The following is a 24809-nucleotide window of genomic DNA, read 5'->3' as shown; positions in this document are numbered from 1 at the left end:
ACGGAATCAGGGCAATCAGGCGGACCGCTCGAGGTTGATCCGACAACCAACTCCAGCCCCAATGGCACGAATTGCACCCCTCGTCGCATGGGTCTACGGTCGTTTGCAGGGGCTTGGGACCGACTGGCGGAATCGGCAGTCGCCACGGTCGCCACGGGGGTCACGCACATCCGAGCGTCTTCGCGGAGGCTTGTGATGACGAGCTTCGACGACACCGCGGGACGGGTGATCGCGGGACGCTACCGGCTTCTGCACCAGATCGGCGCCGGCGGCATGGGCCGGGTCTGGCTCGCCTACGACCTCGATCTGGCCTGCGAGGTCGCCGTCAAGGAGATCACCTTCGCGCAGGATCTGCCGGAGTCGGAACGCGTCGGCCGCGTCGCCCGGGCCCGGCAGGAGGCGCGCCTTGCCGCGCGGCTGCGTGAGCATCCGCATGTCGCCACGGTGCACGACGTCGTCGAGCAGAACGGGCTGCCGTACATCGTGATGGCCTTCGTTCCCGGCGCCATGACCCTCGGGGAGGTCGTCCGTGAGCAGGGCCCTCTGGACGCCGCCGAGACCGCCCGGATCGGTCTGGCCGTACTGGACGCCCTCATGGCGGGCCACCGGATCGGCATCCTCCACCGCGACATCAAACCGGCCAACATCCTGCTGACGCGCCCCGATCACGACACCCCGCTACACCGGGATCCCGGCCAGGTCCTGCTGGCCGACTACGGCGTCGCTCTGAAGCCCGACTCCGGCGCACCCCGCCTCACCGCGACGTCCGCACTCGTCGGCACCGTCGGATTCCTGGCCCCCGAACGCGCCCGAGGCGCACCGCCGACCGCCGCGGCCGACCTCTTCGCACTCGGCGCCACGCTCTACTTCGCCCTCAGCGGCAACGGCCCCTTCGACCGCGACTCGGAGGCCTCCACCCTGACCGCGCTGCTCTTCGAGGAGCCACCGGTGCCGGACCGTGCGGGCGCGCTGACGCCGGTTCTGACCGGGCTGCTGGCGAAGGAGCCGGAGCGGCGGATGACGGGCGAGGAGGCCGCAGAACTGTTGGCTGCGGCCGCGGAGGCAGAGAAGGAGCCCAAGAAGGAGAAGGACTCCAAGAAGGGGACGGCAACGGAGCGCATACCGACGCCCGTGCCGCCGCGGGAGGAGACCGTGGTGGACTCCTCCGGGAAGGACTCCCCCACGGGCGACGAGACGGTGATAGTCCCGCCCCGGGGCGGGGGAGACTCCGGCGGCGCACCGCCGGGCGACCGCCAACCGAAGCCCCAGTCGCCCCGCAGACCCTCCCGGAGCATACTCATCGCCCTCGTTGCCGTAGCGGCGCTGCTAGTGGGAGGCGGCTTGTGGGCGGGCGCCTCGATGATCGGCGGGTCGGACGAGGAGCCGGCTGCGGAGAGGTTCACCCCGACTGGGCAGGTAAAGCCCTACGGGAAGAACGTCGACTTGACCAAGGAACTGCGGCCCGGGGACTGCGTCTCCGCCGTCTGGGGTCAGGGGAGCTTGAAGGGCGAGCCCAATTCCGTCGGGGTCGTCGACTGCATCAAACAGAGCGGGTCCGTAGACGGGCAAGTGATCAGGACGGACGTTGCCGTGTCTCTCGAAGATGCGAGGGAGAACGGGGCCGCCCGATGCAAGAGCCTCCTGGGCAAGACAGTGCGCCGCATGGCAGACGCCCAGTCGTACGCGCTCGTGCCGAACGAGGAGGGGTGGAGGATCGGCGTGCACAGTACGGCATGCCTACTCTTCAACAAGTCCATTGGCCTATACGGCCCGGTCGGCACCTTCCGCGACCTCGGTGAGGAGTTCTTCCTGACCAACGCCTCGATCGGGGACTGCTTCAACAGGAAGGACGCCGGCGATTACTTCAGCATCTTTCTCGCCAGCTGCAACACCGCGCACCACGAGCAGGTCGTTGGCTTCGTAAAGGCGCCTGCTGGCCTGGATGAGACGGAAGGCTTCGAGCAAGCGCCCAAACTGTGCCAGAACAAATACCAGTCAGTGAGCCTGCCGGATGGCGCGGAAATGCAAGGCTGGACGAGCAGCGAAGATTGGAAGACCGGCTTCCGCTACGTGATGTGCACCCTCTACCGCCCCGACGGCCAGAAGCTGACGGGAGACGACGTCACATCCCCCGTCAGCCTCAGCTCACAAGCCCTTGACTAGGCGCCGATCAGCCGCCCAGCCAGGTACCCCTCGATCTGGTCCAGCGAAACCCGCTCCTGCTTCATCGAGTCCCGCTCACGAACCGTGACCGCGTTGTCGTCCAGCGTGTCGAAGTCCACGGTCACACAGAACGGCGTACCGATCTCGTCCTGGCGGCGGTAACGGCGACCGATCGCCCCCGCGTCATCGAAGTCGATGTTCCAGTTCTGGCGGAGCGCCTGCGCGAGGCCCTTGGCCTTCGGGGACAGCTCGGGGTTCCGGGACAGCGGGAGCACCGCCACCTTCACCGGGGCCAGACGGTGGTCGAGGCGCAGCACCGTCCGCTTCTCCATCTTGCCCTTGGCGTTCGGCGCCTCGTCCTCGACGTAGGCGTCCAGCAGGAACGCCAGCATGGCGCGGCCGACACCGGCCGCCGGCTCGATGACGTACGGAGTCCAGCGCTCGCCGGCCTCCTGGTCGAAGTAGGACAGGTCCTGGCCGGAGGCCTTGGAGTGCGCGCCGAGGTCGTAGTCGGTGCGGTTGGCGACGCCCTCCAGCTCGCCCCACTCGTTGCCGCCGAACTGGAAGCGGTACTCGATGTCAGCGGTGCGCTTGGAGTAGTGGGAGAGCTTCTCCTTCGGGTGCTCGTACCACCGCATGTTCTCCTCGCGCAGGCCGAGACCGGTGTACCAGTTCCAGCGCTGCTCCATCCAGTACTCCTGCCACTTCTCGTCCTCGCCCGGCTTGACGAAGAACTCCATCTCCATCTGCTCGAACTCGCGGGTGCGGAAGATGAAGTTGCCGGGCGTGATCTCGTTGCGGAAGGACTTGCCCATCTGCGCGATGCCGAACGGCGGCTTGCGGCGCGAAGTGGTCTGCACCTGGGCGAAGTTGGTGAAGATGCCCTGGGCGGTCTCGGGGCGGAGGTAAGCGATGGAGCCGCTGTCCTGCGTCGGGCCCAGGTGGGTGGAGAGCAGACCCGAGAACTGCTTGGGCTCGGTGAACTGGCCCTTGTTGCCGCAGTTCGGGCAGTTGATGTCGGCGAGGCCGTTCTCCGGGAGGTGGCCCTTCTTGGCCTCGTACGCCTCCTCCAGGTGGTCCGCGCGGAACCGCTTGTGACAGGAGGTGCACTCGGTGAGCGGGTCCGTGAAGGTGGCGACGTGGCCGGAGGCGACCCAGACCTCGGGGGCCAGGATCACGGACGAGTCGATACCGACCACGTCCTCGCGCGACGTCACCATGTAGCGCCACCACTGGCGCTTCAGGTTCTCCTTGAGCTCGACACCCAGCGGCCCGTAGTCCCAGGCGGCGCGCTGGCCGCCGTAGATCTCACTGCAGGGGAATACGAAGCCACGGCGCTTGCTCAGGCTGACGATGGTGTCGATCTTGTCGGCGGCCACGGTGCTCTCTTCATTACGACGACGGGCGACGAAGCGAGGCGCTTCACAGCGAATGCTTCAGGGTACCGGCGGGGGATCCCCCTCAACCAAATCGGTAGCACTCCGTGGGCGGCCACTCACGCTTGTTGACAATGGTTTCCACTACGGCTGAAAATGACTGTCATGAACGTACGACGACATCACATATCCGGGATTGCCATCGCGGCCGTCACCGCTCTCGGTTTGGGCACCCTCTCCGCCTGCTCCTCGGACAGCTCCGCCGCCGGCAACTCGGACAAGTTCGACGTCGTCGCGTCGTTCTACCCGATGCAGTTCCTCGCCGAGCAGATCGGCGGCGACCACGTCAAGGTCTCCAGCCTGACCGAACCGGGCCAGGAGCCGCACGACCTGGAGGTCAGCGCGCAGCAGCGGGCGCAGATCGAGGAGTCCGACGCGGCGCTCTACCTCAAGGGTCTTCAGCCGGCCGTCGACGAGGCCGTGTCCCAGTCCGGCGCCAAGACGAAGATCGACGCCGCCACGCTCACCAAGCTGGAGGACCACGGCAGCCTGGAGGACAGCCACGAGCACGAGGGCGAGGAGGCGCACGCCGAGGAGACCCACTCCGAGGAGGAGGAGCACGCCCTCGACCCGCACGTCTGGCTCGACCCCGTGAAGTACGCCGAGATCGCCAAGGGTGTCGGCGCGGCCTTCGAGAAGGCCGACCCGGACCACGCCGCCGACTACAAGAAGAACACCGACGCGCTGGTCAAGAAGCTCGACGACCTCAACATGCGGTTCGAGGACGGGCTGAAGAACACCAAGACCAAGGTCTTCTTCACCAACCACGCCGCCTTCGGCTACCTCGCCGAGCGCTACGGCCTGACCCAGGAGGCCATCTCCGGTCTCGACCCGGAGAGCGAGCCCAGCCCGGCCCGGATCAAGGAGCTCCAGGAGGAGGCCAAGGCCGACGGCGTCACCACCGTCTTCTACGAGACACTGGTGTCCGACAAGACCGCGAAGACCCTCGCCGACGACGCGGGCCTGAAGACGGACGTCCTCGACCCGCTCGAGGGCATCACCGACAAGTCCAAGGGCGACGACTACTTCGGGGTCATGGAGGCCAACCTCACGGCCCTTCGGACGGCTCTGGGAGCCAAGTGACCAACCCCATGGAGGACGGCATGACCGAGCCCGTCATATCGCTGCGCGGCGTACGCGCCGAGTTGGGCTCGCGCCCCGTCCTGCGCGGCATCGACCTCACCGTGAACCGCGGTGAGGTCGTCGCGCTGCTCGGCGCCAACGGCTCCGGCAAGTCGACGGCCGTGCGCAGCGTCATCGGCCAGGTGCCGGTCAGCGCCGGCGAGATCGAGCTGTTCGGCACCCCGCGGGCGCGGTTCCGCGACTGGGCGCGGGTGGGGTACGTCCCACAGCGCACGACGGCCGCGGGCGGCGTGCCGGCCACGGTGACGGAGATCGTCTCGTCCGGCCGCCTGTCCCGCACCCGCTTCGGCGTCTTCCGCAAGGCCGACCACGCGGCCGTACGACAGGCCCTGGAGCTCGTCGGCATGGCGGACCGGGCGAAGGACTCCGTCAACGCCCTCTCCGGCGGCCAGCACCAGCGGGTGCTCATCGCCCGCGCCCTGGCCTCCGGCCCCGAACTGCTGATCATGGACGAGCCGATGGCGGGCGTGGACCTGGCGAGCCAGGAGGTGCTCGCGCGGACGCTCAGGGAGCAGGTCGCGGCCGGTGCGACGGTCCTCCTCGTCCTGCACGAACTCGGCCCCCTGGAGCCCCTGATCGACCGGGCGGTCGTCCTGCGCGACGGCTGCGTCCTGCACGACGGCCCGCCCCCGAAGGCCGTAGGCCAGCACGCGCTGCCGGGCCACGACCACGTACACCCGCACGCGGCTCACGACGCCGAACCGATCCGGACGGGACTGCTGAGCTGATGGACTTCCTCAACTACGACTTCATGCAGCGGGCGCTGCTGGCCGCGGTACTGGTCGGCATCACGGCCCCGGCGGTCGGCATCTACCTCGTCCAGCGCCGCCAGGCGCTGATGGGCGACGGAATCGGTCATGTCGCGATGACGGGCGTAGGCCTCGGCTTCCTGTTGTCCTGGTCCCCGGTGTGGATGGCGACGCTGGTGTCGGTCCTCGGCGCGGTCCTGATGGAGCTGATCCGCTGGTACGGCCGCACCCGCGGTGACATCGCCCTCGCGATGCTCTTCTACGGCGGTATGGCCGGCGGCGTGATGTTCATCAACCTCGCGCCGACCGGCTCCAACGCGAACCTGACGTCGTACCTGTTCGGTTCGCTGTCGACGGTGAGCGAGTCGGACGTGACCGCGATCGTTCTGCTCGCCGCCTTCGTGGTGTCGGTCACCCTCGGTCTGCGCCGCCAGCTCTTCGCGGTGAGCCAGGACGAGGAGTTCGCGAGGGTCACGGGCCTTCCTGTGCGCGCCCTGAACCTGCTGACGGCGATCACGGCGGCGGTGACGGTGACCGTCGCGATGCGGGTGGTCGGGCTGCTGCTGGTCAGCGCGCTGATGGTGGTCCCGGTGGCGGCGGCCCAGCAGTTGAGCCGGAGCTTCGCGGCGACGTTCGCGATCGCCGTCGCCATCGGCGTCACGGTGACCATCGGCGGTACCGTGACCTCGTACTACCAGGACGTCCCGCCCGGCGCGACCATCGTGCTGCTGACCATCGGCGCGTTCATCGTGCTGACGGCGCTGGCGGCCCCGCTGGCCCGCCGCAGGGCCCGCGCGCTGGCGGCGGCGCACCCCGCCGGCGACCCGGCGGAGTGCGCGATTCCGGCCAGCAGGGAGTCCGGCGGGAAGGTCGGCGTCTGACCGCTGACAGTCCGGGCTGGCACAATGGCCCGGCAAGTGCAGACGTGAGGCGCGCCTGAGCCGTAGGGCGCGCCGTCAGAGGAGGAACCGGTGACGACCGCTGGACCGCCCGTGAAGGGCCGCGCGACCCGGCAGCGGGCAGCCGTGGCGGCGGCCCTCGACGAGGTCGACGAGTTCCGCAGCGCGCAGGAACTCCACGACATGCTCAAGCACAAGGGCGACTCGGTCGGTCTGACCACGGTCTACCGCACCCTCCAGTCGCTCGCCGACGCCGGCGAGGTCGATGTGCTGCGCACCTCCGACGGCGAGTCGGTGTACCGCCGCTGCTCGACCGGCGAACACCACCACCACCTCGTCTGCCGCGTCTGTGGCAAGGCGGTCGAGGTCGAGGGCCCAGCGGTGGAGAAGTGGGCGGACGCCATCGCCGCCGAGCACGGCTATGTGAACGTGGCTCACACGGTGGAGATCTTCGGCACGTGCGCGGACTGCGCGCGGGCGGCTGCCGCGAGCTGACCCTCAGGGCAGCATGTCGCCCCGGTCCGCACAGCGGTAGGAGCCGTCCTCGTCCCGCCACACGCTGTCGTACGACCAGCAGTGCAGCATCGGCGCCAGCGTCCACAACCGCAGCGCCACGAGGACGGCCAGAGCGCCGGCCGCCACCCACCCGATCCGCGACCGCCGCCCCGCCAGCGCCACGGCCCCGGCGGTCGGCAGCAGGGCGAACACCAACATCCAGACGACCACCGGGCCCATGTTCTCCCGCAGCCCCGGGAACGCCTCCATCTCGACCGTGCCGCCGAAGGCGAACAGCACGACCAGCGCGGCGAACACGAACAGCGCGCCCGCCGCACAGCAACGGGCGATCTGGGCGGCGGTCATACGCGGGGCAGGTTGTCGTCGAGCAAGGCCCGCAGACGGTCCAGGTCATCCCCGGCGCTCAGGCCGCGCTTGGGCAGGACCTCCACGAGCAGGATGTTCGGGTCCCGGCTGAGCAGCACCAGGTGGTCGCGGGTCTCCCGGTAGCCGCGGAACACGGGCCAGCGCTGGACGAGCGTCACATGCTCGGTCTCGGTCGTGATCCCCATCTCGCCCACGGACGTGCGGTACTCGCCCTGCCAGGAAATCGTGCGCCAGGCGTGGTGGGCCTGGAGGTGCGGGATCGACCAGGTCAGGGCGGCGCAGAACACCGCGGTCACGAACGACACTACAGAGCTGTCCCGTGCCGTCGCCACCAGCACCACGCCCCACCCGAACAACGCCGTGAACCCCCACCTGACCAGGTGGAGGTGCCGGCGGCGCTCCCGCACCCGAACGCCTGCGATCAGGTCCGCACGCATCGGCGAATAGACCAGCTCGACGGCCCCTTGTACGGCGTCCCGCCCCATGTCCATGACCATGAGGCGGGATCGTACCGGCACCGCTCAGTCCTCCTGACGGCCCTCCATGGCCAGCAGTTCCTCGTTGGGGATCGCCCCGCCGAACCGCCGGTCCCGCGACGCGAACTCCACGCACGCGCGCCACAGGTCACGCCGGTCGAAGTCCGGCCACAGCACGTCCTGGAAGACCATCTCGGCGTAGGCGCTCTGCCAGAGAAGGTAGTTGGAGGTGCGCTGCTCGCCGCTCGGGCGCAGGAAGAGGTCCACGTCCGGCATGTCCGGGTAGTAGAGGTACTTCGCGAAGGTCTTCTCGTTCACCTTCGACGGGTCCAGCCGCCCCGCCCTCACATCCTCGGCGAGGGCCTGTGCGGCGTCCGCGATCTCGGCCCGTCCGCCGTAGTTCATGCAGAAGTACAGGGTCAGCCGGTCATTGTCCTTGGTCTGCTCCTGCGCGACCTGGAGTTCCTTGGCGACCGACTTCCACAGCTTCGGCATCCGGCCGACCCAGCGCACCCGGATCCCCAGCTCGTCGAGCTGGTCGCGGGTCTTGCGGATGAAGTCGCGGTTGAAGTTCATCAGGAAGCGCACCTCGTCCGGCGACCGCTTCCAGTTCTCGGTGGAGAAGGCGTACAGCGAGATCGCCCCCACGCCCATCTCGACCGCGCCCTGCAGCACGTCCAGCACCCGCTCGGCACCGACCTTGTGCCCCTCGGTGCGCGGCAGCCCCCGCTCCTTCGCCCAGCGGCCGTTCCCGTCCATGACGATCGCCACGTGCTTCGGGACCAGCTCGCCGGGGATCTTGGGCGGGCGGGCACCGGACGGGTGCGGTTCCGGCGCCTTGTACTCGCGTCGGCGGCGCCCCAGGATCCCGCTTACGACCATGTGCTTCTCGTCTCCTCTTACGGCTTACTTCTCTACGTAACGAAGCGAACGCAGCCCGCGTTCCAGATGCCAGTGCAGGTAGGCGGACACCAATCCGCTGCCCTCCCGCACGTACCGCGGCTCGCAGGAGTCCGCGGTCTCCCAGTCTCCCGTAAGCAGCGCACCCAGCAGTTCCAGGGTCTGCGGCGACGGTACGACGCTACCGGGCACCCGGCAGTCGACACAGACCGAGCCCCCGGAGGCGACCGAGAAGAAGCGGTTCGGTCCGGGCATGCCGCACTTCGCACAGTCGCTGAAGCTGGGGGCGTAGCCGTTGACGGCGAGCGAGCGGAGCAGGAACGCGTCGAGAACGAGATGCGGCTCGTGCTCGCCGCGGGAGAGCGTGCGCAGGGCGCCGACGAGGAGCAGGTACTGCTGGACCGCCGGCTCGCCCTCGTGGTCGGTGAACCGCTCGGCGGTCTCCAGCATGGCCGTACCGGCGGTGTACCGCGCGTAGTCCGTCACGATCCCACCCCCGTACGGCGCGATGGTCTCGCTCTGCGTGCACAGCGGCAGCCCCCGCCCGATCAGCTCGCTCCCCCGCGCGAAGAACTGCACGTCGACATGGGAGAAGGGTTCGAGCCGCGCACCGAACTTGGACTTCGTACGCCGCACACCACGGGCCACGGCCCGCACCCGCCCGTGCCCGCGAGTGAGCAAGGTGATGATCCGGTCCGCCTCACCCAGCTTCTGGGTCCGCAGCACGATGCCGTCGTCCCGGAAGAGGCTCATCGCGCACCCCCGCGGGGCTTCTGGGTGCGCGGCACGATGCCGTAGTCGCGGAACAGACTCATGGGTTCATTCTCGCGTACGGGCGGAGTCAGCGGGTGCGGTCGGGATGGCTTATGGCGTCCCAGGGGGCCATGTTCCAGGGGCTGGCGGGGTTCGCCGGGTCCAGGAGAGCCCGCAGATGTGCGTCCGCGACCTCCTGAGCGGCCGGGAAGCCGGAGTCCGCCGTGCCCCGCAGCCCCTCCCGCCACACCTTCCGGCCCAGCAGGTAGTGATCGGCGTACTCGCTCCACGATCCGTACGTCCCCGCCACCGCCGGCACGATGTTCTTCAGCGCGGTCCAGGCGTCGGACTCGTCGATCAGCCCGCAGGCGAAGCCACGGCGGGCGATGTCGACGTACAGGGCGGCGTCCCAGGCGAGCGGCGCGACGCCGGTGAGCCGGTACGCCCGCGCCCGGTACCCACTGCGGGACAGGCCGTCGAGCCGGCCGATCAGCTGCTCACGCGAGGTGATCTCCCACTGCTCGGCCAACCAGCGCCGGGCCCCTTCCTCGTCGATCCGCGCGAACGGGTACAGCGTGGTGCGCGAGGCGCCCCGGTCCCGGCTCACCGGCGCGCTCAGCGACACCATCCACAGCTGGTGCATGGTGAGCGGCACGGGGTAGCGGCGGGACGCCTTCGCCCCTCTCCTCCTCCATCTCCACAGGCCCATGCCGCCGCACCCTATGCGCCCGTCGCTACGTCAAGGAATCTCACCCCGGCTGCGTGCGTTGGCGTACGCCGTCGCCGCGCGCAGCCGCTCGGCGGGCGTGGCGTTGCGTACGACCCCCGGCTCGGCGTCCCACTCTTTGCCGCCGCCGTACGGTCTCAGTTGGACATACGGCCCCTCATGCCCCATCACGACGCCGATCCGACCCGCACGGGTGTCGACGACGTACGATCCGATCGGCGGCTTCATCGCAGCACCGCCGCGAGCCGTTGCGCCGTCTCGACGGAACACCGGCCCAATTCCACGAGCGGGCAAGGGGCTTCACGCGCAAGACTCGCCGGGTCCAACCGGAGTGTCGGGAGCGTAATTCCTGCCTTCTCCAGCACCGCCCGCAATTCCTTCACTGCTTCCTCCGCTTCTTCGACGCAGCGCGCCGAGTGTCGTGCCGTCACGTGAACTCCCCTCCTATTTGGGTTTCACTCTTTCCATCTCCATCGTGACCTGCGGCGCCTACACTCGGCAGGAGTCTGTGCTCTACAAGTGCCGGGCAGCGGAAGGGGGTTGGACTATGGCCAATGGTTCACGGTTGGCGGCTTGGGAGTTCTTCGGGAGTGAGCTGAAGCGGCGCCGGGAGAACGCCGGGATGACCCAAGTGGAACTGGGGGCGCTGGTCTTCGTATCCGGTGGGTATATCGGCCAGTTCGAACAGGCGATTCGAAAGCCGCAATTGGATGTCGCCCAGCGGATTGACGAGGTGCTGCAAACCGACGGTTTTTTCGAGCGGACGTGGCGGCAGCTCATCAACGACAAGCGGTACGCGGATTACTTCGCGGCGGTCGTGGAGCTGGAGCGGCTGGCGACGAAGATCTGCGAGTTCGCGCCCACGGTGGTGCCGGGTCTGTTGCAGACGGCGGCATACGCCGAGGCGGTCACTCTCGCGGCCAACCCGTTCGTCACCGACGAGTACGTCGAGGAGAAGGTTACGGCCCGCCTGGAACGGGCTGGCATCCTCAAGGACGCTACAAGGCCGGAGTATTGGGCGATCCTGCACGAGAGCTTGCTGCGCGTCCCGGTGGGCGGCCCTACGGCGATGGCCGAGCAGTTGGAGCGCATCGCGCGACTGATGCGCGAGCGCACGGTGTGGGTGATGGTGATCCCGTACGTGACGGGAGCACACGCATCGATGACCGGGGACCTTCGGCTCATGGAGTTCGAGGACGCCCCGCCGATCGCCTATACAGAGACGTCGTTTTCGGGAACGTTGTTGGACGATCCGGCTGTGGTGAAGCGGGCACAGCGCGCATACGATCTGCTCAGGGGCGCCGCGCTGTCGCCGTCGGCATCCCTGGCCCTGATCGAATCAACGGCTGAGGACTACAGACGATGCGCGAGTACGACCTGAGCAACGCCAGCTGGTTCAAGAGCAGTTACAGCAACGGCGAGGGCGGCAACTGCGTCGAGGTAGCCGACGGAGTCCCCGGCGTCGTCCCCGTCCGGGACACCAAACTCGCCTCGGACAGCCCCGTCCTGCTGATCGGTGCCCCCGCCTGGACGGAGTTCGTCAGCCGCGTCTCAGCCTTCGGCTAGTCCCGGGGGTTCCTCCAGACGGGCGCTCCAGAGAAGGTCGAATCGTTCCATGCGGCGAGTGAGGATCTCTTCCCGGTCATCCAGCTTGGCGTTGGGGTAGAGCTGCTCCACATCAGTGGTCATCTCGAAGCACAGCTCTCCGTCATAGATGATGAATTCGGGCGTTGGACCCACCCTCCTGATGTCGCGTGGCAGCTCGGACAGGGCCAGCACACCGGCCTCGATGCCGTTGCTTTGCTGGTCCCTGAGGATTTCCTTCAGCTTGTGGTTGGCTTGCCGGTCCGCGAAGCTCTGAACGATGAACAAGCGCCTGACCTTCACGCCGTGCTCCCGTATCACGTCGCGCTGCACGCCCAGGTAGTGCTGCGCGGTCGCCGTCTCCCAGAAGGCCAGGTCGACGAAGGTGCTGGTGGCGTCGATGCTTCGGCGGGCGCACTTGGTGAGGGCGATGAGCGTGTCGTTGTTCTCCCCCTCCCAGTAGGCGGTCCCCGAGGCCAGTTCGGTCATCGTCTTGGCCAGCCGCGTGATCTCGGCCTGAGCGAACCTCTGGGTGAAGCCTCTGCCCTGTGATCCCACTTGGGCAGCGCTCCGGGCCAGCCGCGCCACATCCTCGGCGTTCATCCCCGACTGCTCCAGCCCGCTGAACAGCTCGGTCACCTCGCCGACCCGCTGAAAGCCCCGGTCCACCAGCTCGGTGAGCTCACGCTCGTGCTCTCGCCGGCCGATCTCCACCCCCGCCAGGCGCTGCTCGAAGTCGACCAGGTACTGGACGATCAGCGCCGCACCGCCGATGACGACGGCCAGGGCGAGTTGCCACAGGTCCTGCTGGGAGGGGTCGATCAGGTTGCTGATCACATAGGTCACCGTCCCCACGGCCACCGTGACCAGGATCTTCAGCACGACCGGCGGTATGCGCAACCCGCCCGTCGCCGGAACGCGGGTTCCCGGCTCGCCGTCCATGCCTCACGTTCCCGAAGTGACCGTCGGCTGTGGCTCGGGGCCCGCCTGGCGTTCCGACTCCGCCCACAGCTTGGCGAACTGGGTGACGCGGTCCTCGATATGGTCCGGCTCGGCGCTCAGCCAGGTTCCGTCCGGGTTGGACTCCTGGTCCGGCTTGGTCTCGTAGCAGAGTTCGCCGTCGAAGACGATGAAGTCGTCGACCCTGGGGTTCGACTCCATCAGCGATCGCACCGCTATGCGCGCGTCGATGCCCCGCCTGCGCTGCCTCTCGCAGAGTGCTCTGAGCTCCGGCGTGACCTCGTTCTCGTCCCGTACGACGAACAGGCGCCGGATCTCCACGCCCCGCCTCTTGATCGCCTTCTCCTGCGCGGCGAGGTACCGCTCGGCGGACCCGCTGGTCCAGAACGCCCGGTCCACCGAGGTGCTGGTGGCGTCGAGGGTCATCTTGACGCAGTCGGTGATGTCGATCAGCCACTCGTTGTTCTCACCGGGGCAGTCCGCGCTGCCGCTGCCGAGACCTTCCATCGTCTTGGCGAGGCGGCCCAGCTCCTTCTCCGCGAAGGCCTGCACGATGTCGCCGCCCCGTTCGCGGACCTTGGTGTATCCGAGGACCAGCCGGGTCACCTCGTCGGAGCGCAGCACCGAACCGTCCACCTGGCTGAACAGCGTCGTCGCGGCGAGGATCTCGTTGAAGCGCCGGTCGACCTTCTCGAACCGCTCGCCGAAGTCGATGAGGAACTGGACGATCAGTGCCGCGCTGCCGATGACGATGGACGCCACCCACTGCCAGATGTTCCCGTCGTCCTGGTCCAGGATGCTGGTCAGCAGGAAGGCCCCGCCCGCCGCCGACGCGGTGATCACGATCCGCCAGAACATCTTGGGCATACGCGGCTCCTGACGCGGCACGGGTGCCCCGTTGCCCCCCGCTCCTAATGGCGCTCCACTCATGTCTTGTCCCCCGTCTGTATGTGGTTCGGGTTCCGCCCCTCAGCTTGCGCTGAGCGCGCCTGCTGCGGCATCGCTACGGCCTGGAGGGCCAGTCGATCCCTGATGCGCCGACTGAGGTTCTCCCACTGTCGGGAGAACCCCGGTTTCTCTTCCAGTACGTCCCACAGGTGGCCCAGCGCGGGGTCCACATGTGCCCGTGGCATCCACAGATGCAGCAGGTGAACCACGATCGGATGAAGCGCCTTCACGACCGAAGGCCCGTCCGCCGCGCCGAGACGGCTGTTGTCCAGCATGTGCTGAACACTCGTCAAAAGCCAGTCGTGCAGGGCGAGATCCTCGCAAATGCCCGCCGCAGATGCTGCCGGGATGTGCTCGGGCAGCCGTAGCTCCATGGTCCGCAGTCCGCCCTCGGCGACCGTGAAGTTCACCAGGGACGCCCGCTCGCCCTCGGGAGTGCGTCGCGCCACCCAACGCAGCTTTGTGGGACTGGACTTGAACGGCTTCCCGCGGTCGAGGAGGGCGTGGCGGCGGAGCTGGGACAGGAGTCCTTCGGCGATCATCCCGAGGTCGAGTTCACCGCGTCCCGCTCCGCGCAACACACCTTCGGCGGTGGCCTGTTGGGGCAGCTTGCCGAAGGGTTCGACCAGGCCGGGGCGGACCAGGTACTGGCCCCAGGGGCGGCGCAGGTCGGGCCCGGCGGCCGGGAGGCTGAAATACGCGGTCGACTGCAGCAGCCGGCCCTCGGTCAGCGCCGCGCGGGCGGCCACCGTGCCGACGGCCCGGACCTTGCTGCCGTTGGAGGTGGGCAGCCGGCAGTCCACGCCGGTCAGGATCTCCGGGGAGAGGACGTACGTGGTGGGCCGCTCGGAGACCCGGACATGGACGTCGGCGCGCAGCCTGAGCAACTGGGCGGCGGCCCTGCCGTCCAGCGCCTGGAAGGACGGGAGCAGACAGGTGCGCACCTCGCCACAGGCGAGGACCGAACGCGCCGGTTGTCCGGGGGCCGCCGTCATCTCAGGTCTCCCCGGCCTCGGAGGAGCCGCCGGGCTCCTCGTAGAAGACGTAGGTGGCGCGCTGCGCGACCGCCGCCGGCACCGGCATCCCCTCGGCCGCTGACCGCTCGGCGACCTGTTGCAGCGCCCCCGCGTCGACGTCTATCTGGTCGAGGACGAGCCGTACGGCGTCCTCTACGGCGAGGAAGCGGTTCGGCATGAGGGTGCAGGTGCGGTACGCGCTGAACGGCGCCTTGGTGTCGGTGAGCTTGACCAGGGGGTCGAGCCGGTCCCAGTCGGGCGGGAAGTCCCCGCCCTGCCACTCCCGCGGCATCAGCACGGGCTGACCGAGGTGCCGTAAGAGACCGAGCCTGGCCAGTTGCCATACGGCGGCCAGGAACGGGCAGGACCACAGCCGCCGGCCGTCCTTCTCGGACCACAGCTCCACGTCCATGAAGATCGAGTGGTTGCGGGCCGCGGTCTCCTGCGGTGGCTCCCAGCCCTTGGCCCGGCCGCCGAGCGCAGGGGCGGGCATCGTGGGCGTGCGCTGGCCGTTGGCGAGCCAGCCGGTCCGGCTGACGGGCGGGCGGGAGCCGTAGCTGCCGGGCGGCGGTGACTCGACGAGGCGGTGCATGACCGACTCCGCGAGTTCGACGCGGTCGGCGACCGCGCAGGCCGACTCGCGGGCAAGGTAGTCGATGACCAGCCCCGCCTTCTCGGCCTCCTTCAGCACCATCGGGATCAGTTCGGCCGGGGTGGAGAAGCGGGTGAAGTAGTCGTCGATGAGGAAACAGGTGCTGATGCGGGGCCGCTTGCTGCGGCGGGCCGCGGAGGCGCGGACCGCGTCCACCCAGATCCGCACCTCGGCGAAGTGCTCGCCGAGGCGCTTGGGGCCCGCCTCGAAGTCCTCCATGTAGAGGTGGCCCAGCTCCAGGGAGAGATGGGCGAGCGGCACGGCCTGGGTGCGCGGTTCCGCGGTGGTCTCCTGGAACACGGCCTCGGTCACGCCGGCTCCCAGTACTTGTCGTCGGTCAGGCGCCCGGCGAGCTGGTTCAGCGCCTGCCAGGTCGCCTCGTTGGCGATCTGGCTGTCCAGCACGTCCTCGTCGGTGATGAGCTGCTCACGCCACTGCAGCACCGGTTCGAGGGGTACGGAGCCGAGGACCTGGCTGTAGCCGATGCCGTGGTTGGAGGCGAGCTGCTTGAGGTCGCCGTCGGTCTTGCGCATCCACGCCGACTGGGTGGGCGAGACCTGGGACCACAGCGGGGATTCGGGGTCGGGTACGGCGGCCCGCACGAAGCGGATCGAGTTGCGCAGCGCCTCCTCGTCATGGCCGCGGTCGACGCCGCCCGCGACGATGCCGCGCTTGCCGAAGACCAGGCTCGCGGCGGCCCCCACATGCTGGCGGGTCCACCGGTGGAACACCAGCCAGCGGGCCGTGACCTCGCTCATCTCGGGCTGCGCGGTGGCCTCCAGGACCATGTCGACGGCGTAGGAGCGGCCGGCGCTGAGGTCGACGACGACCAGGTCGAACTCGTAGTAGAGGGTCATGAGCAGGTCGACGCAGCGGCGCAGGTTCTCCTCGCCGGTGGCGAACTCGCCGCCGCTGACATCGCCGGGCATCAGCACCAGCCGGCCGCAGCCGGGCGGCGGGAAGCGCAGCACCTGGTGCTCGGTCTCGGACCAGACGTCGATCCGGGCCGGTTCGCTCACCTCCCCTATGAGGTAGGCGTGCAGGCCGCGGTCCTCGGTGTCCTGGCGGGCGTCGCCCACGTCGAAGACGGCCGCCGCGGTGGGCGAGCCGAAGTCGAAGTCGAGATAGCAGACGTCGTCCCCGGCCAGCGCGCGGTGGTAGGCGAGGTTGGCGCTGGTCACGGAGCGGCCCGTGCCTCCCTTGTCGGAGGCGGCGAAGATCAGCACGGTTCACACTCCCCGGTCCGCGGCTTCGCGGGCCCGGGCGAGCGCGTCGAGCTGTCCCAGCACCTCGAGTGCCAACGCGTAGGCCGTACCCGGCTGTTCGTCCACGAGGCTGCGGGCGCGGCGCAACTTGACCTCGATGTTCCGGAGCTGCATCCCGTGCCGGCCGTCGTCCTTGGGCGCGGGCTCCATCTGTTCGTTGCCCAGCAGGTGGGCCGACTCACTGAGCAACGCCCTTGCCAGCTCCGTGAGTTCGAGGCTGCGGATCGGTGGCTGCTGGTACATCTGGTGGGCCTGGACCATCACCTCGGTGACCCGCTCGGTGATGCTCCACGACACCGGTACGCGCCGCTTGTGGATCTCCGCCTCGGGATAGGCGGCGTGGATGTTGTCCCACAGGCCGACGCCCTCGCCGTCCCGGATCCGGCGCAGCCACATGTGGTCGAAGATGTCCTCGGCGAGTCTGAGCAGCCGGTCGTGCGAGGAGAGGTTGCGCGACAGCGTGCACAGCTGGACGGTTCGTTTCAGCAGCTGCGCCGAGAAGTCGGTCATGGACCAGGTCATGGGCGGGCCGAGCCGCTCGCTGCCCTGCAACGGCAGGGAGACGCCCTTGTTGTGCAGTTGCTGCACCATCGGGTCGTCGCGGACCATCCGGCTGGTGACGCGGCCGCGTTCGGCGAGGCGTTCCATGACGGCGACGGTGCGGGTCAGGTCGTCGTCGGTGGCCCGGCGCCGCATCAGGTCGTGCACGAGGATGGCGGCGACGGAGAGGGAGAAGTACTCGGACTCCAGCTTCTGGCCCGTCGTACGCCAGGGCAGGTCCTCCAGGGGCCAGCGCTCGTCGTCGAAGCGGGCGATGCGGGACCAGTACTGCTGGGTCAGCTCCCACCGCAGCCGGAGCGCCTCGGCGAGCTTCTGCTGTTCGGGGTTGAGCAGGCCGAGGGTGAGGGTGCGGTCGGAGAACAGGTCCTGGATACCGTCGAGGGCGACCACCGTGAAGTACAGGTACGGCACCGCGTTGGCGACACCCTCGGGCTGGGGCCCGATGGCTTCGCTGGTCTCGACCTCGGGGGCGCCGCGCACCATGGACCAGGCCCAGCCGCACTCGAAGAGCTGGTTCTCGTCCTTGAGGCCTTCCTGCACGTCGATACCGAGGAACACGCTCTCGTTGATCGCCGCGCGCAGTGAACGGAAGCGGCTCTGGAACTTGTTGAGCACCTGGCGCTGCGACATCCGTCCCTGGCCGAGGAGTTCGCAGAGTGTTTCGCCCTGCGAGGAGTCGGTGTCGAAGACGTTGACGGTGAAGGAGCGCAGCAGGCTCACCATGGCGGCGGTGAGCCGGTTGTTGGTGGCGATGCGCAGCTCGGCGATCGTCTCCTTGATGTCGCTGCGCCGGGTCCTGGTCTCGTAGATCTTGAGGAAGCCGAGCGTGGCCAGGCACAGGGTGACCGACATGGAGAACGAGTCGACGACGCCGACCCGGCGCTGTTCCTCGGTGAGCGGTTTGTTCTTGTCGGCGGAGCCGAAGTAGTACCCCCCGGCGAAGGTGGGCCTCTTGTCCTCACCGGTGTGGGTCCGCATGAACTCGGCGGTGGCCGTGACGAGGTTGGCCGGGACCTCCAGGCGTCCGCCGGCCCGCTTCAGGGCCTGCTGGACGTCCTCCTGGGTGGTGTCGGGGTCGTCCAGCCGGAACGCGGGGATCTCGGTGGCGGGGTACAGGAGGCAGAGCAACCGCTCCGCGTCCGCGACACTGCTTTCCTTGCCCCAGTCGCCCCATTCCCACTCTCCCCCGTCGAAAGAGTGGCGGGCGACCGCCTGCCAGATGTCCAGCAGATGCTGGCGTGGCTTGATCTGCATCCCATGCCCCTCACACAGGCCGCACTGCCATTACCTGAGGAATAACGCTGTTCTGTTGTGAAGATTCACCATGACGGTTCTTACGATTCCTTCGTCGGTGGACCGGTCAGCGGAGCGGAATATCCGCGTCCGAATTCCGGCGCCAGCCGTAGGCGACGATCATTCCCGAATATCCGTCGCGTACCTCGGCCTCGGATTCGAGCCGCTGTACCTTGAAGTCACGCGCGAATGCCTCAAGGCTCGCGCGCACCTCGGATTCTCCCACGTCACAGGCCGGGAAGAAGTGTTCGCCCGCGTGATAACCCCTGGAATGTTCCATGAAGGCGGCGGCGAAAGGGGCGTCGGGGGCCAGGGCGCGCAGAAAACACTCGACGCCGAGCATGAACTCGTCGCGGGACGTGGTCATCGATTCGGCGACGAAGAACATGGTCCCCATGGACCACCGGCCCTCGTGCCGCGCGAGGCCGAAGAGGTCGCCCTCCTCGACATGGACGACCTTGCGGAATCTCTCACGCGGGTCCGCGCCCAGGGAGCCGTAGGCCTCGTGCTCGCTCAGGGCGCCCCAGAACTGGTCCCAGTTGGTGTCGTAGCAGTCGACCTGGCCGGTCAGGTACTCGACGTTGGCGGGTGAGCGTTCGAAGAGGGTGATCTCCTCGCACCACGGCATCATGGCGAGTGCGGGATAGAGATTGGCGCCGGCACCCACGTCGATTCCGGAAACCGGGCCGCCGCCCTGCTTCTGGAAATGATCGACGAAATGATCCCGTACCAGGTGCAGGATCTCCGCGTCCTCTGCCTGTAAGACGCTGTAGTTGTGCTGCACGTAGGCGATCGGGTCGAACTCCGCCCAGTGCACCTGTGCGTTCAGCTGGACGTCCCCCGACGATCTCTGGGTCATTCACTCACGGTACCAAAAGAAGGCGCACTGGGAGCGCGTCGAGGCATAGCCAACTCGCGCACTTGAACCGCCGGATCGGCCTGCTCAAGATGGGCGGATCTCCCAGCCGAGCACCTGAAACGGCGGGCAACAGGCGCTCACCCGTACGAGTGACTCCATTCCATCGCATAGGGGGCAGTTGATGGCCGTTCCGGAGGAACGTTTCCCTGTTCCGGGTCACCGCTCCGACCAGGCGTTCTTCGTCGAGAGCAGCGATCGGCCGCTGACGATGAGGGGTGTCACCGAGGCGGATCTGAACGAACTCCTCCGCGTGGACCGGGAGGTCTTCCCCGAGGACCCGTACCCGTACTTCGTGCTCCGCCAGCACCTCGACGTTCACGGCGACCGCATCCTCGTCCTGGACGACGGGGAGTACCTGCACGGCTACGTCCTCTTCGTCACCACCTCGGACGGCTACACCTGCTGGGTGCTGAGCCTGGCCGTCAGCGCCGACCAGCGCGGCCGGGGGCTGGGCAAGCGACTGATGCTGGAGGTGCTGCGGCAGTTGCGCCGGGAGCGGGTGCACGAGGTGCGGCTGACGGTGGAGCCGACCAACGCGGCGGCGATCATGCTCTACCGGTCGCTGGGGTTCGCCGCGGAGGGCGGAGTGCGCAGGGACTATCTGGGGCCCGGGGAGGACCGGCTCATCATGGTGCTGGTGCTGGGGTAAACCCCACCGGGTAAACCCCAGGAGACATAGGGGAGTTACCAGGATGTGACACTCCGTCAAGGTCGGCCAGGCTGCTGTGCATGAAGCAGATCACCAAGAGTGCCGCCCTGATCGCCACCGCCTCCGCCGTCGTCTTCGGAGTCGTCACCCCGCTCACCGCGTCCGCCACCGACACGGCAGCCCCGCTGAAGTGGACCGAGTGCGAGGGCGAGGGGCTCGACCCGAGGCAGGAGTGCGCCACCCTCTCCGTACCGATGGACTACGCCGACCCCGGCGGCCCGACGATCGACATCGCCGTCTCCCGTATCCCCAGCGAGAAGCCGTCCGCCCGGCGCGGCGCGCTGCTGCTGATCGCCGGCGGGCCCGGCGGTGACAGCCTCGGCGACCCTTCCGGCGAGGGGAAGAAGCTGCCGCAGTCGGTGCGGGACGCCTATGACCTCATCGGGTTCGCGCCACGCGGCAACGCCCCCTCGACCCCGGTGAATTGCGAAGTCGGCGAGGAGGACCTCGCCCGCACGAGCCTGCGCCCCTGGCCCGCCCCGGACGGCTCCGTCACCGAGAACATGGCCACCGCCAAACGCATCTCCGACGCCTGCGCCCGCAACGGCGGCGAGCTGATGAAGCACATCAGCACGCTCAACAACGCCCGCGACATCGACCGCATCCGGGCCGCGCTCGGCGAGCGGAAACTGTCGGCGTGGGGGGTGTCGTACGGCACGTACATCGGCTCCGCCTACGCCGAGCTGTTCCCGCACCGCACCGACCGCATCGTGCTGGACAGCAGCGACAACCCCGACCCCGTGCGGGCGGAGCGCGCCTGGCTGGAGGCGTTCGAGGCGGGCGTCGAGGACAACTTCCCCGAGTTCGCCACATGGGCGTCCGCGCCCGGCAATCCGTACCGGCTCGCCGACACGGCGGCCGAGGTGCGGCCGCTGTTCCTGCGGCTCGCCGCCCGGCTGGACCGCGAACCGATCCCGTGGCCCGGCGCCAACCCGGCGGAGCTCGACGGCAACGTCCTGCGCCAGGCCACGCTGGACAACCTCTACGACCCCGACGACTACCCGATCCTGGCCAAGCTGATCCGGGCCGCGCGGAAGGGCGAGGTGCCGGCGGCGCCGCCCGCTCCGCCGGAGTCGATGCTGCAGAACTACACCGCCGTCGGGGCGGCGACCATCTGCAACGACGGTGCCTGGCCGAGGTCGGCGGCGGTGTACGAGAAAGGAGTCGCCGAGAGCCGCGCGAAGTTTCCGCTGACCGCGGGGATGCCGAGGAACGCGATGGTGTGTGTGGCGTGGCCCTGGCAGCCGAAGGAGGCGCCATTGCGGGTCACCGGGCGTGGGCCGTCCAATGTGCTGCTCGTTCAGAACGAGCGGGACGTGGCCACTCCGCTGAGCGGGGCTCTGAAGTTGCGGGAGGCCTTGGGCAGGCGGGCCGTCATGGTCACCGTGAACTCGACGGGCCACGGCTCCTATCTGGACAACGGCAACGCCTGCGGCGACGCCACCGTCTCCCGCTTCCTGGCGACCGGGAAGCGTCCTGGGCAGGACATCTACTGCTCCTAGGACACAGGCTCTCACCGTTCGGCGAGGGGCGTCGGGGCCTCCTGGACCGTCCAGCCGTTGCCGTCGGGGTCCTGGAAGAAGAGGAAGGAGTTCCAGCTCTCCTCGCCCCGGCCCTCCGCCCAGCCGGACGCGCCCATGTGCATGACCGGGGTCACCTCGACCCCGCGTTCCAGCAACTCCGCTCTCGCCGCGTCGATGTCCGTGACACAGAGCTGCAGGCCCCGCAGCGATCCAGGGGCCGTCCGGGGCTGCCCCGGGGGCTGCGGCATCCCGGACTCCAGCACGATGGAGCAGCGGGAGCCGGGCGAGGTGAGCTGGACGAAGCGGCCGACGCCCGCGTAGAAGGGTTCGTCGATGTCGGCGCGGAATCCGCACCGGTCGGTGTAGAAGGCCTTGGCGCGGTCGACGTCGGTGACCGGGACGCCGATCACCTCAAGGGTCCAGTCCATACGCGCACCTCCTCATCCATGGTCTCCCCGCGGGCCGGAGCGTGCCCGTCGGCCGTAGTGACGGGCCACCGCGTGGAAGGCCTGCTTCGGCTCCCAGTGCCAGTCGGAGGCCGGGTCGTCGGGGCAGTCCTTGACGGCCTTGGTGATGCTGTAGCTCGCCAGGTCCAGGTCGTAGCGCGGGTTGTCGGGGCGGTGGGGGGCGTCGGGGGTGACGAACTCGAAGGCCATCGCCGCGTAGAGGTTCATCGACTCGAAGACGTCCAGGAGATCGGCCAGGTAGGCGGCCTGTGTGCGTTCGCTGCGCACCAGGTCGCCCTTGATCTCCGGCGGCGTCTTGTCGTAGTCGACGACGTACCAGCCCATGCCGCCCGCCTCGGGGGCGCCGACGTACGCGCAGGTGCCGAACTCGGTGATGGCGAGCGGCTTTCCCCAGCGGAGGAATCGCCTCAACTCTCGTACGTAAGCGGCCGGTTCGCGGTGGTACGAGTAGTAGTCGATGCCGACCACGTCGAAGAGGGTCCAGTCGACCGGCTCGAACTCCTCGTCCTGGGCGGCGGCGTAGCTCAGCCGGCCGTGGAAGACGGAGCGGCCGACGCCGGCCGCCTTGGCGGTGAAGCGGGCCAGGCGGCGCTGCATCCTCGCCATGTCGACGGTGCCCTTCTGGAGGTTGTCGACGCGCTCCAGGACCGTCTCCCCCGGCACGATCCCGGGCACGAACAGCCAGAACTCGCAGCCCACGCTGAAGTCGACGCTCGCGCCCTGCCGGCGCAGCCGTTCCGCGAACCGGCCGCACTCGGCGATGCTCTCCAGGATCTCCCGCTCCGGCACGTCCCCGAGGGTCGGCTGGAGCCAGACGTGCAGCCCGCGTTCGGCGGCTTCGGCGGCCGTGGCGGTGAGGCGCTCGACGCCGTCGCCGGTGACGTCGACGGTGTCGGCGTGCAGGTCGTCGCGGATCGCCCGGACGTCCTCGCGCATGCGGGCGGCGCTCCACGCGGTCCCGGGCGTTTCACCGGCGCCGACGGTGTAGACGACGCCGCGGTGCCTCAGTCCCCGCCCACCCGCTCCCGTCGCCCCGGTCGCTCCGGCCCGCCCCGCGGGCAGCACCGCCCCCGCCAGTCCGACGGCCGCGGCCCCCGCCAGAAACCGTGCCCGGCTGATTCCCTCGGTGTTCTCCATACGGCCACTGTGGCGAGCACGGCCTCGCCGCGCCGTCGGCCGATGGTCTACGACCGCGCAACCAAGGAATGACACACGGCGTCGCTCACTGAAGAGATCGTCACCACCCGCCAGACGAAATCCGGCAGACGAAATCCGACAGACGAATTCCGAGCAAAGGAGAACAAGATCTTAGGCCGCCGCACCCTGCTGACCGCAGGCACCGCCACCGCCGCCGCGCTCCTGACCAGCGCCCCGGCCCACGCCACCACCACCGACCGCCTCCACGACCTGGAGCAGCGACACGGCGCCCGGCTGGGCGTGTTCGCCCACAACCTCGCCACCGGGCGGACCGTCCGCCACCGCGCCGACGAGCGTTTCCCGATCTGCTCCCTGTTCAAGACCCTGGCCGCCGCGGCCGTACTGCGCGACCTGGACCGGGACGGCGAGGTGCTCGCCAAGCGGATCCACTACACGCAGGACGACCTGGTGGCCAACTCCGACGAGACCGCCAAGCACCTGGCCACCGGCATGACCGTCGCCGAACTCGCCGACGTGGCCATCCGCTTCAGCGACAACACGGCCGGCAATCTCCTGTTGCGCGAGCTCGGCGGCCCCACCGCCGTCACCCGGTTCGCTCGCTCCCTCGGCGATCCGGTGACCCGCCTCGACCGCTGGGAGACTGACCTCAACTCGGCGGAGCCGTGGCGCGTCACGGACACCACGAGCCCGCGCGCGATCGCGCGCACGTACGCCCGTCTGGTCCTCTTCGACGCCCTGAACCGCCCCGACCGCGACCTCCTCACGCACTGGCTGCTGAACAACACCACCAGCGCCAACCGCTTCCGCGCCGGCCTGCCCAAGACCTGGACTGTCGCCGACAAGACGGGCGGCGGCTCCTACGGCGCGAACAACGACGTGGGCATCGCCTGGACCGAGGACGGCACCCCGCTCGTCCTGGCCGTCCAGACGACACGGCCCGATCAGGACGCGGCGCTGGACCACGCCCTCATCGTCGAGACGGCGGCGCTGATCGCCCGGGCCCTCACCTGAGACGGACCGGCGGGCCAGGCTTCGGGGCGCCGCGCAGGGACGGCGCCCCGGCCCGTCACGATGTCCGCGGCTCGCCGGCCGGCGCCCGCACGTCGACCGTGGCCGGGCGGTTTCTGAGTGGCCTGGTCACCTGTTTCGACAGGCACGACGGAATTCCCGCCGTCACGTCCGCCGGGTCCGCCGGGTCGGTCGCCTGGCGTCGGTAGGCGCTCGGCGACATGCCGACCAGCTCCGTGAAGCGTGTGCTGAAGGTGCCCAGCGACGAGCAGCCGACCTCGAAGCACACCTCGGTGACGCTGAGGTCGCCCCGGCGCAGCAGCGCCATCGCGCGCTCGATGCGCCGCGTCATCAGGTAGCCGTACGGCGACTCGCCGTAGGCGGCCTTGAACTCGCGGCTGAGGTGCCCGGCCGACATGTGCACACCGCGCGCGAGCGCCTCGACATCGAGGGGCTGCGCGTACTCCCGGTCCATCCGGTCGCGTACGCGGCGCAGCGCGGCGAGGGTACGCAGGCGCTGCTCCTCGGACGTCGGGCGGTCGGATCGCACCCCCGCATCATCCCGAACCCCCTCCGGCCCCGTCCACTCCCGCGCCTGCTCCCTCAGCTGCCGGGAGC

At 69.0% G+C, this 24809-nt stretch carries 28 protein-coding genes; 10 read left to right on the top strand and 18 right to left on the bottom strand.

Going from position 1 to position 24809, the window contains the following annotated elements; translation table 11 throughout:
• The first annotated feature begins 195 nt into the window (after positions 1-195).
• Positions 196-2163: a serine/threonine-protein kinase gene (locus tag IF78_RS0114590; RefSeq protein ID WP_031477029.1), complete on the top strand. Its 1968-nt coding sequence runs from the start codon at positions 196-198 to the stop codon at positions 2161-2163.
• On the opposite strand, the gene IF78_RS0114585 is transcribed toward IF78_RS0114590, so the two are convergent.
• A complete protein-coding gene (locus IF78_RS0114585) occupies positions 2160-3542 on the bottom strand; it encodes a glycine--tRNA ligase (RefSeq protein ID WP_031477027.1) in 1383 nt (460 codons plus the stop codon). The two genes, IF78_RS0114590 and IF78_RS0114585, sit on opposite strands and share 4 nt — an antisense overlap.
• Positions 3543-3704: 162 nt before the next feature.
• Between IF78_RS0114585 and IF78_RS0114580 the strand changes: the two genes are divergently transcribed.
• From IF78_RS0114580 to IF78_RS0114565, 4 genes are all read left to right on the top strand, one after another.
• Positions 3705-4682 (top strand): metal ABC transporter solute-binding protein, Zn/Mn family, encoded by a 978-nt coding sequence (locus IF78_RS0114580; protein WP_031477025.1) that lies wholly within the window; start codon positions 3705-3707, stop codon positions 4680-4682.
• Between the two features lie 20 nt (positions 4683-4702).
• Entirely contained in the window at positions 4703-5470 is a 768-nt protein-coding gene (locus IF78_RS0114575; RefSeq protein ID WP_234439709.1) for a metal ABC transporter ATP-binding protein, read from the top strand.
• Complete coding sequence (locus tag IF78_RS0114570; protein ID WP_031477021.1) at positions 5470-6372, top strand: metal ABC transporter permease; 903 nt, start codon at positions 5470-5472, stop codon at positions 6370-6372. The genes IF78_RS0114575 and IF78_RS0114570 overlap by 1 nt, the downstream gene beginning before the upstream one ends.
• A 90-nt stretch (positions 6373-6462) precedes the next feature.
• Positions 6463-6885 (top strand): Fur family transcriptional regulator, encoded by a 423-nt coding sequence (locus IF78_RS0114565; RefSeq protein WP_031477019.1) that lies wholly within the window; start codon positions 6463-6465, stop codon positions 6883-6885.
• Positions 6886-6888: 3 nt separating this feature from the next.
• Here the strand turns inward: IF78_RS0114565 and IF78_RS0114560 are convergent, their stop codons facing one another.
• From IF78_RS0114560 to IF78_RS0114535, 6 genes are all read right to left on the bottom strand, one after another.
• Positions 6889-7251: a hypothetical protein gene (locus tag IF78_RS0114560; protein WP_031477018.1), complete on the bottom strand. Its 363-nt coding sequence runs from the start codon at positions 7249-7251 to the stop codon at positions 6889-6891.
• Entirely contained in the window at positions 7248-7790 is a 543-nt protein-coding gene (locus IF78_RS0114555; RefSeq protein ID WP_234439708.1) for a YcxB family protein, read from the bottom strand. Before IF78_RS0114555 ends, IF78_RS0114560 begins: the two co-directional genes overlap by 4 nt.
• 3 nt (positions 7791-7793) lie before the next feature.
• On the bottom strand, positions 7794-8630 hold the full coding sequence (locus IF78_RS0114550) for an isoprenyl transferase (RefSeq protein WP_031477015.1): 837 nt from the start codon (positions 8628-8630) through the stop codon (positions 7794-7796).
• A gap of 24 nt (positions 8631-8654) precedes the next feature.
• Positions 8655-9401, bottom strand: a complete 747-nt coding sequence (gene recO, locus IF78_RS0114545) for a DNA repair protein RecO (RefSeq protein ID WP_031477013.1) — start codon at positions 9399-9401, stop codon at positions 8655-8657.
• Positions 9402-9489: 88 nt separating this feature from the next.
• On the bottom strand, positions 9490-10110 hold the full coding sequence (locus IF78_RS0114540; protein WP_051827831.1) for a DUF1266 domain-containing protein: 621 nt from the start codon (positions 10108-10110) through the stop codon (positions 9490-9492).
• A 30-nt stretch (positions 10111-10140) separates the two neighbouring features.
• Positions 10141-10356, bottom strand: coding sequence for a hypothetical protein (locus IF78_RS0114535; RefSeq protein WP_031477009.1), 216 nt, complete (start codon positions 10354-10356; stop codon positions 10141-10143).
• A 319-nt stretch (positions 10357-10675) separates the two neighbouring features.
• Here IF78_RS0114535 and IF78_RS0114530 point away from each other — a divergent pair, with 319 nt between their 5' ends.
• Complete coding sequence (locus IF78_RS0114530) at positions 10676-11509, top strand: helix-turn-helix domain-containing protein (protein WP_031477007.1); 834 nt, start codon at positions 10676-10678, stop codon at positions 11507-11509.
• Positions 11491-11694, top strand: coding sequence for a DUF397 domain-containing protein (locus IF78_RS0114525; protein ID WP_031477005.1), 204 nt, complete (start codon positions 11491-11493; stop codon positions 11692-11694). The genes IF78_RS0114530 and IF78_RS0114525 overlap by 19 nt, the downstream gene beginning before the upstream one ends.
• Here the strand turns inward: IF78_RS0114525 and IF78_RS0114520 are convergent.
• The 7 genes from IF78_RS0114520 to IF78_RS0114490 form a co-directional block, all read right to left on the bottom strand.
• Positions 11680-12654 carry a hypothetical protein gene (locus IF78_RS0114520; protein ID WP_051827829.1) on the bottom strand — a complete coding sequence of 325 codons (975 nt, stop codon included), beginning with the start codon at positions 12652-12654 and terminating at the stop codon, positions 11680-11682. The two genes, IF78_RS0114525 and IF78_RS0114520, sit on opposite strands and share 15 nt — an antisense overlap.
• A gap of 3 nt (positions 12655-12657) precedes the next feature.
• On the bottom strand, positions 12658-13539 hold the full coding sequence (locus IF78_RS0114515) for a DUF6879 family protein (RefSeq protein ID WP_234439707.1): 882 nt from the start codon (positions 13537-13539) through the stop codon (positions 12658-12660).
• Between the two features lie 59 nt (positions 13540-13598).
• Positions 13599-14615 (bottom strand): SCO2521 family protein, encoded by a 1017-nt coding sequence (locus IF78_RS0114510; protein ID WP_051827825.1) that lies wholly within the window; start codon positions 14613-14615, stop codon positions 13599-13601.
• 1 nt (position 14616) lies between these two features.
• A complete protein-coding gene (locus IF78_RS0114505; protein ID WP_031476997.1) occupies positions 14617-15600 on the bottom strand; it encodes an SCO2522 family protein in 984 nt (327 codons plus the stop codon).
• Positions 15597-16514 (bottom strand): SCO2523 family variant P-loop protein, encoded by a 918-nt coding sequence (locus IF78_RS0114500; RefSeq protein WP_031476995.1) that lies wholly within the window; start codon positions 16512-16514, stop codon positions 15597-15599. Before IF78_RS0114500 ends, IF78_RS0114505 begins: the two co-directional genes overlap by 4 nt.
• 3 nt (positions 16515-16517) lie before the next feature.
• Positions 16518-18368: an SCO2524 family protein gene (locus IF78_RS0114495; protein WP_031476993.1), complete on the bottom strand. Its 1851-nt coding sequence runs from the start codon at positions 18366-18368 to the stop codon at positions 16518-16520.
• A 106-nt stretch (positions 18369-18474) separates the two neighbouring features.
• A complete protein-coding gene (locus IF78_RS0114490; RefSeq protein WP_031476991.1) occupies positions 18475-19266 on the bottom strand; it encodes an SCO2525 family SAM-dependent methyltransferase in 792 nt (263 codons plus the stop codon).
• A gap of 181 nt (positions 19267-19447) precedes the next feature.
• Here IF78_RS0114490 and IF78_RS0114485 point away from each other — a divergent pair, with 181 nt between their 5' ends.
• Entirely contained in the window at positions 19448-19975 is a 528-nt protein-coding gene (locus IF78_RS0114485) for a GNAT family N-acetyltransferase (RefSeq protein ID WP_031476989.1), read from the top strand.
• Positions 19976-20055: 80 nt separating this feature from the next.
• Positions 20056-21537, top strand: coding sequence for an alpha/beta hydrolase (locus IF78_RS0114480; RefSeq protein ID WP_031476987.1), 1482 nt, complete (start codon positions 20056-20058; stop codon positions 21535-21537).
• 11 nt (positions 21538-21548) lie between these two features.
• On the opposite strand, the gene IF78_RS0114475 is transcribed toward IF78_RS0114480, so the two are convergent.
• From IF78_RS0114475 to IF78_RS50860, 3 genes are all read right to left on the bottom strand, one after another.
• Positions 21549-21986 (bottom strand): VOC family protein, encoded by a 438-nt coding sequence (locus IF78_RS0114475; RefSeq protein WP_031476985.1) that lies wholly within the window; start codon positions 21984-21986, stop codon positions 21549-21551.
• Positions 21987-21998: 12 nt separating this feature from the next.
• The gene (locus IF78_RS0114470) at positions 21999-23162 is read right to left on the bottom strand and encodes a glycoside hydrolase family 113 protein (RefSeq protein ID WP_031476983.1); all 1164 of its coding nucleotides are present in this window, start codon (positions 23160-23162) and stop codon (positions 21999-22001) included.
• A gap of 171 nt (positions 23163-23333) precedes the next feature.
• Complete coding sequence (locus IF78_RS50860; RefSeq protein ID WP_425314617.1) at positions 23334-23474, bottom strand: hypothetical protein; 141 nt, start codon at positions 23472-23474, stop codon at positions 23334-23336.
• Between IF78_RS50860 and bla the strand changes: the two genes are divergently transcribed.
• Positions 23463-24194, top strand: coding sequence for a class A beta-lactamase (gene bla / locus IF78_RS0114465; RefSeq protein ID WP_037640438.1), 732 nt, complete (start codon positions 23463-23465; stop codon positions 24192-24194). The two genes, IF78_RS50860 and bla, sit on opposite strands and share 12 nt — an antisense overlap.
• A 55-nt stretch (positions 24195-24249) precedes the next feature.
• Here bla and IF78_RS0114460 read toward each other — a convergent pair whose 3' ends face one another.
• Entirely contained in the window at positions 24250-24666 is a 417-nt protein-coding gene (locus IF78_RS0114460) for a helix-turn-helix transcriptional regulator (RefSeq protein ID WP_234439725.1), read from the bottom strand.
• Positions 24667-24809 lie beyond the last annotated feature (143 nt).

Source organism: Streptomyces bicolor (genome assembly GCF_000719285.1).
GTDB lineage: Bacteria > Actinomycetota > Actinomycetes > Streptomycetales > Streptomycetaceae > Streptomyces > Streptomyces bicolor.
The sequence above is the reverse complement of the archived record's forward strand: the minus strand, read 5'-3'. Positions and strand labels throughout refer to the sequence as shown.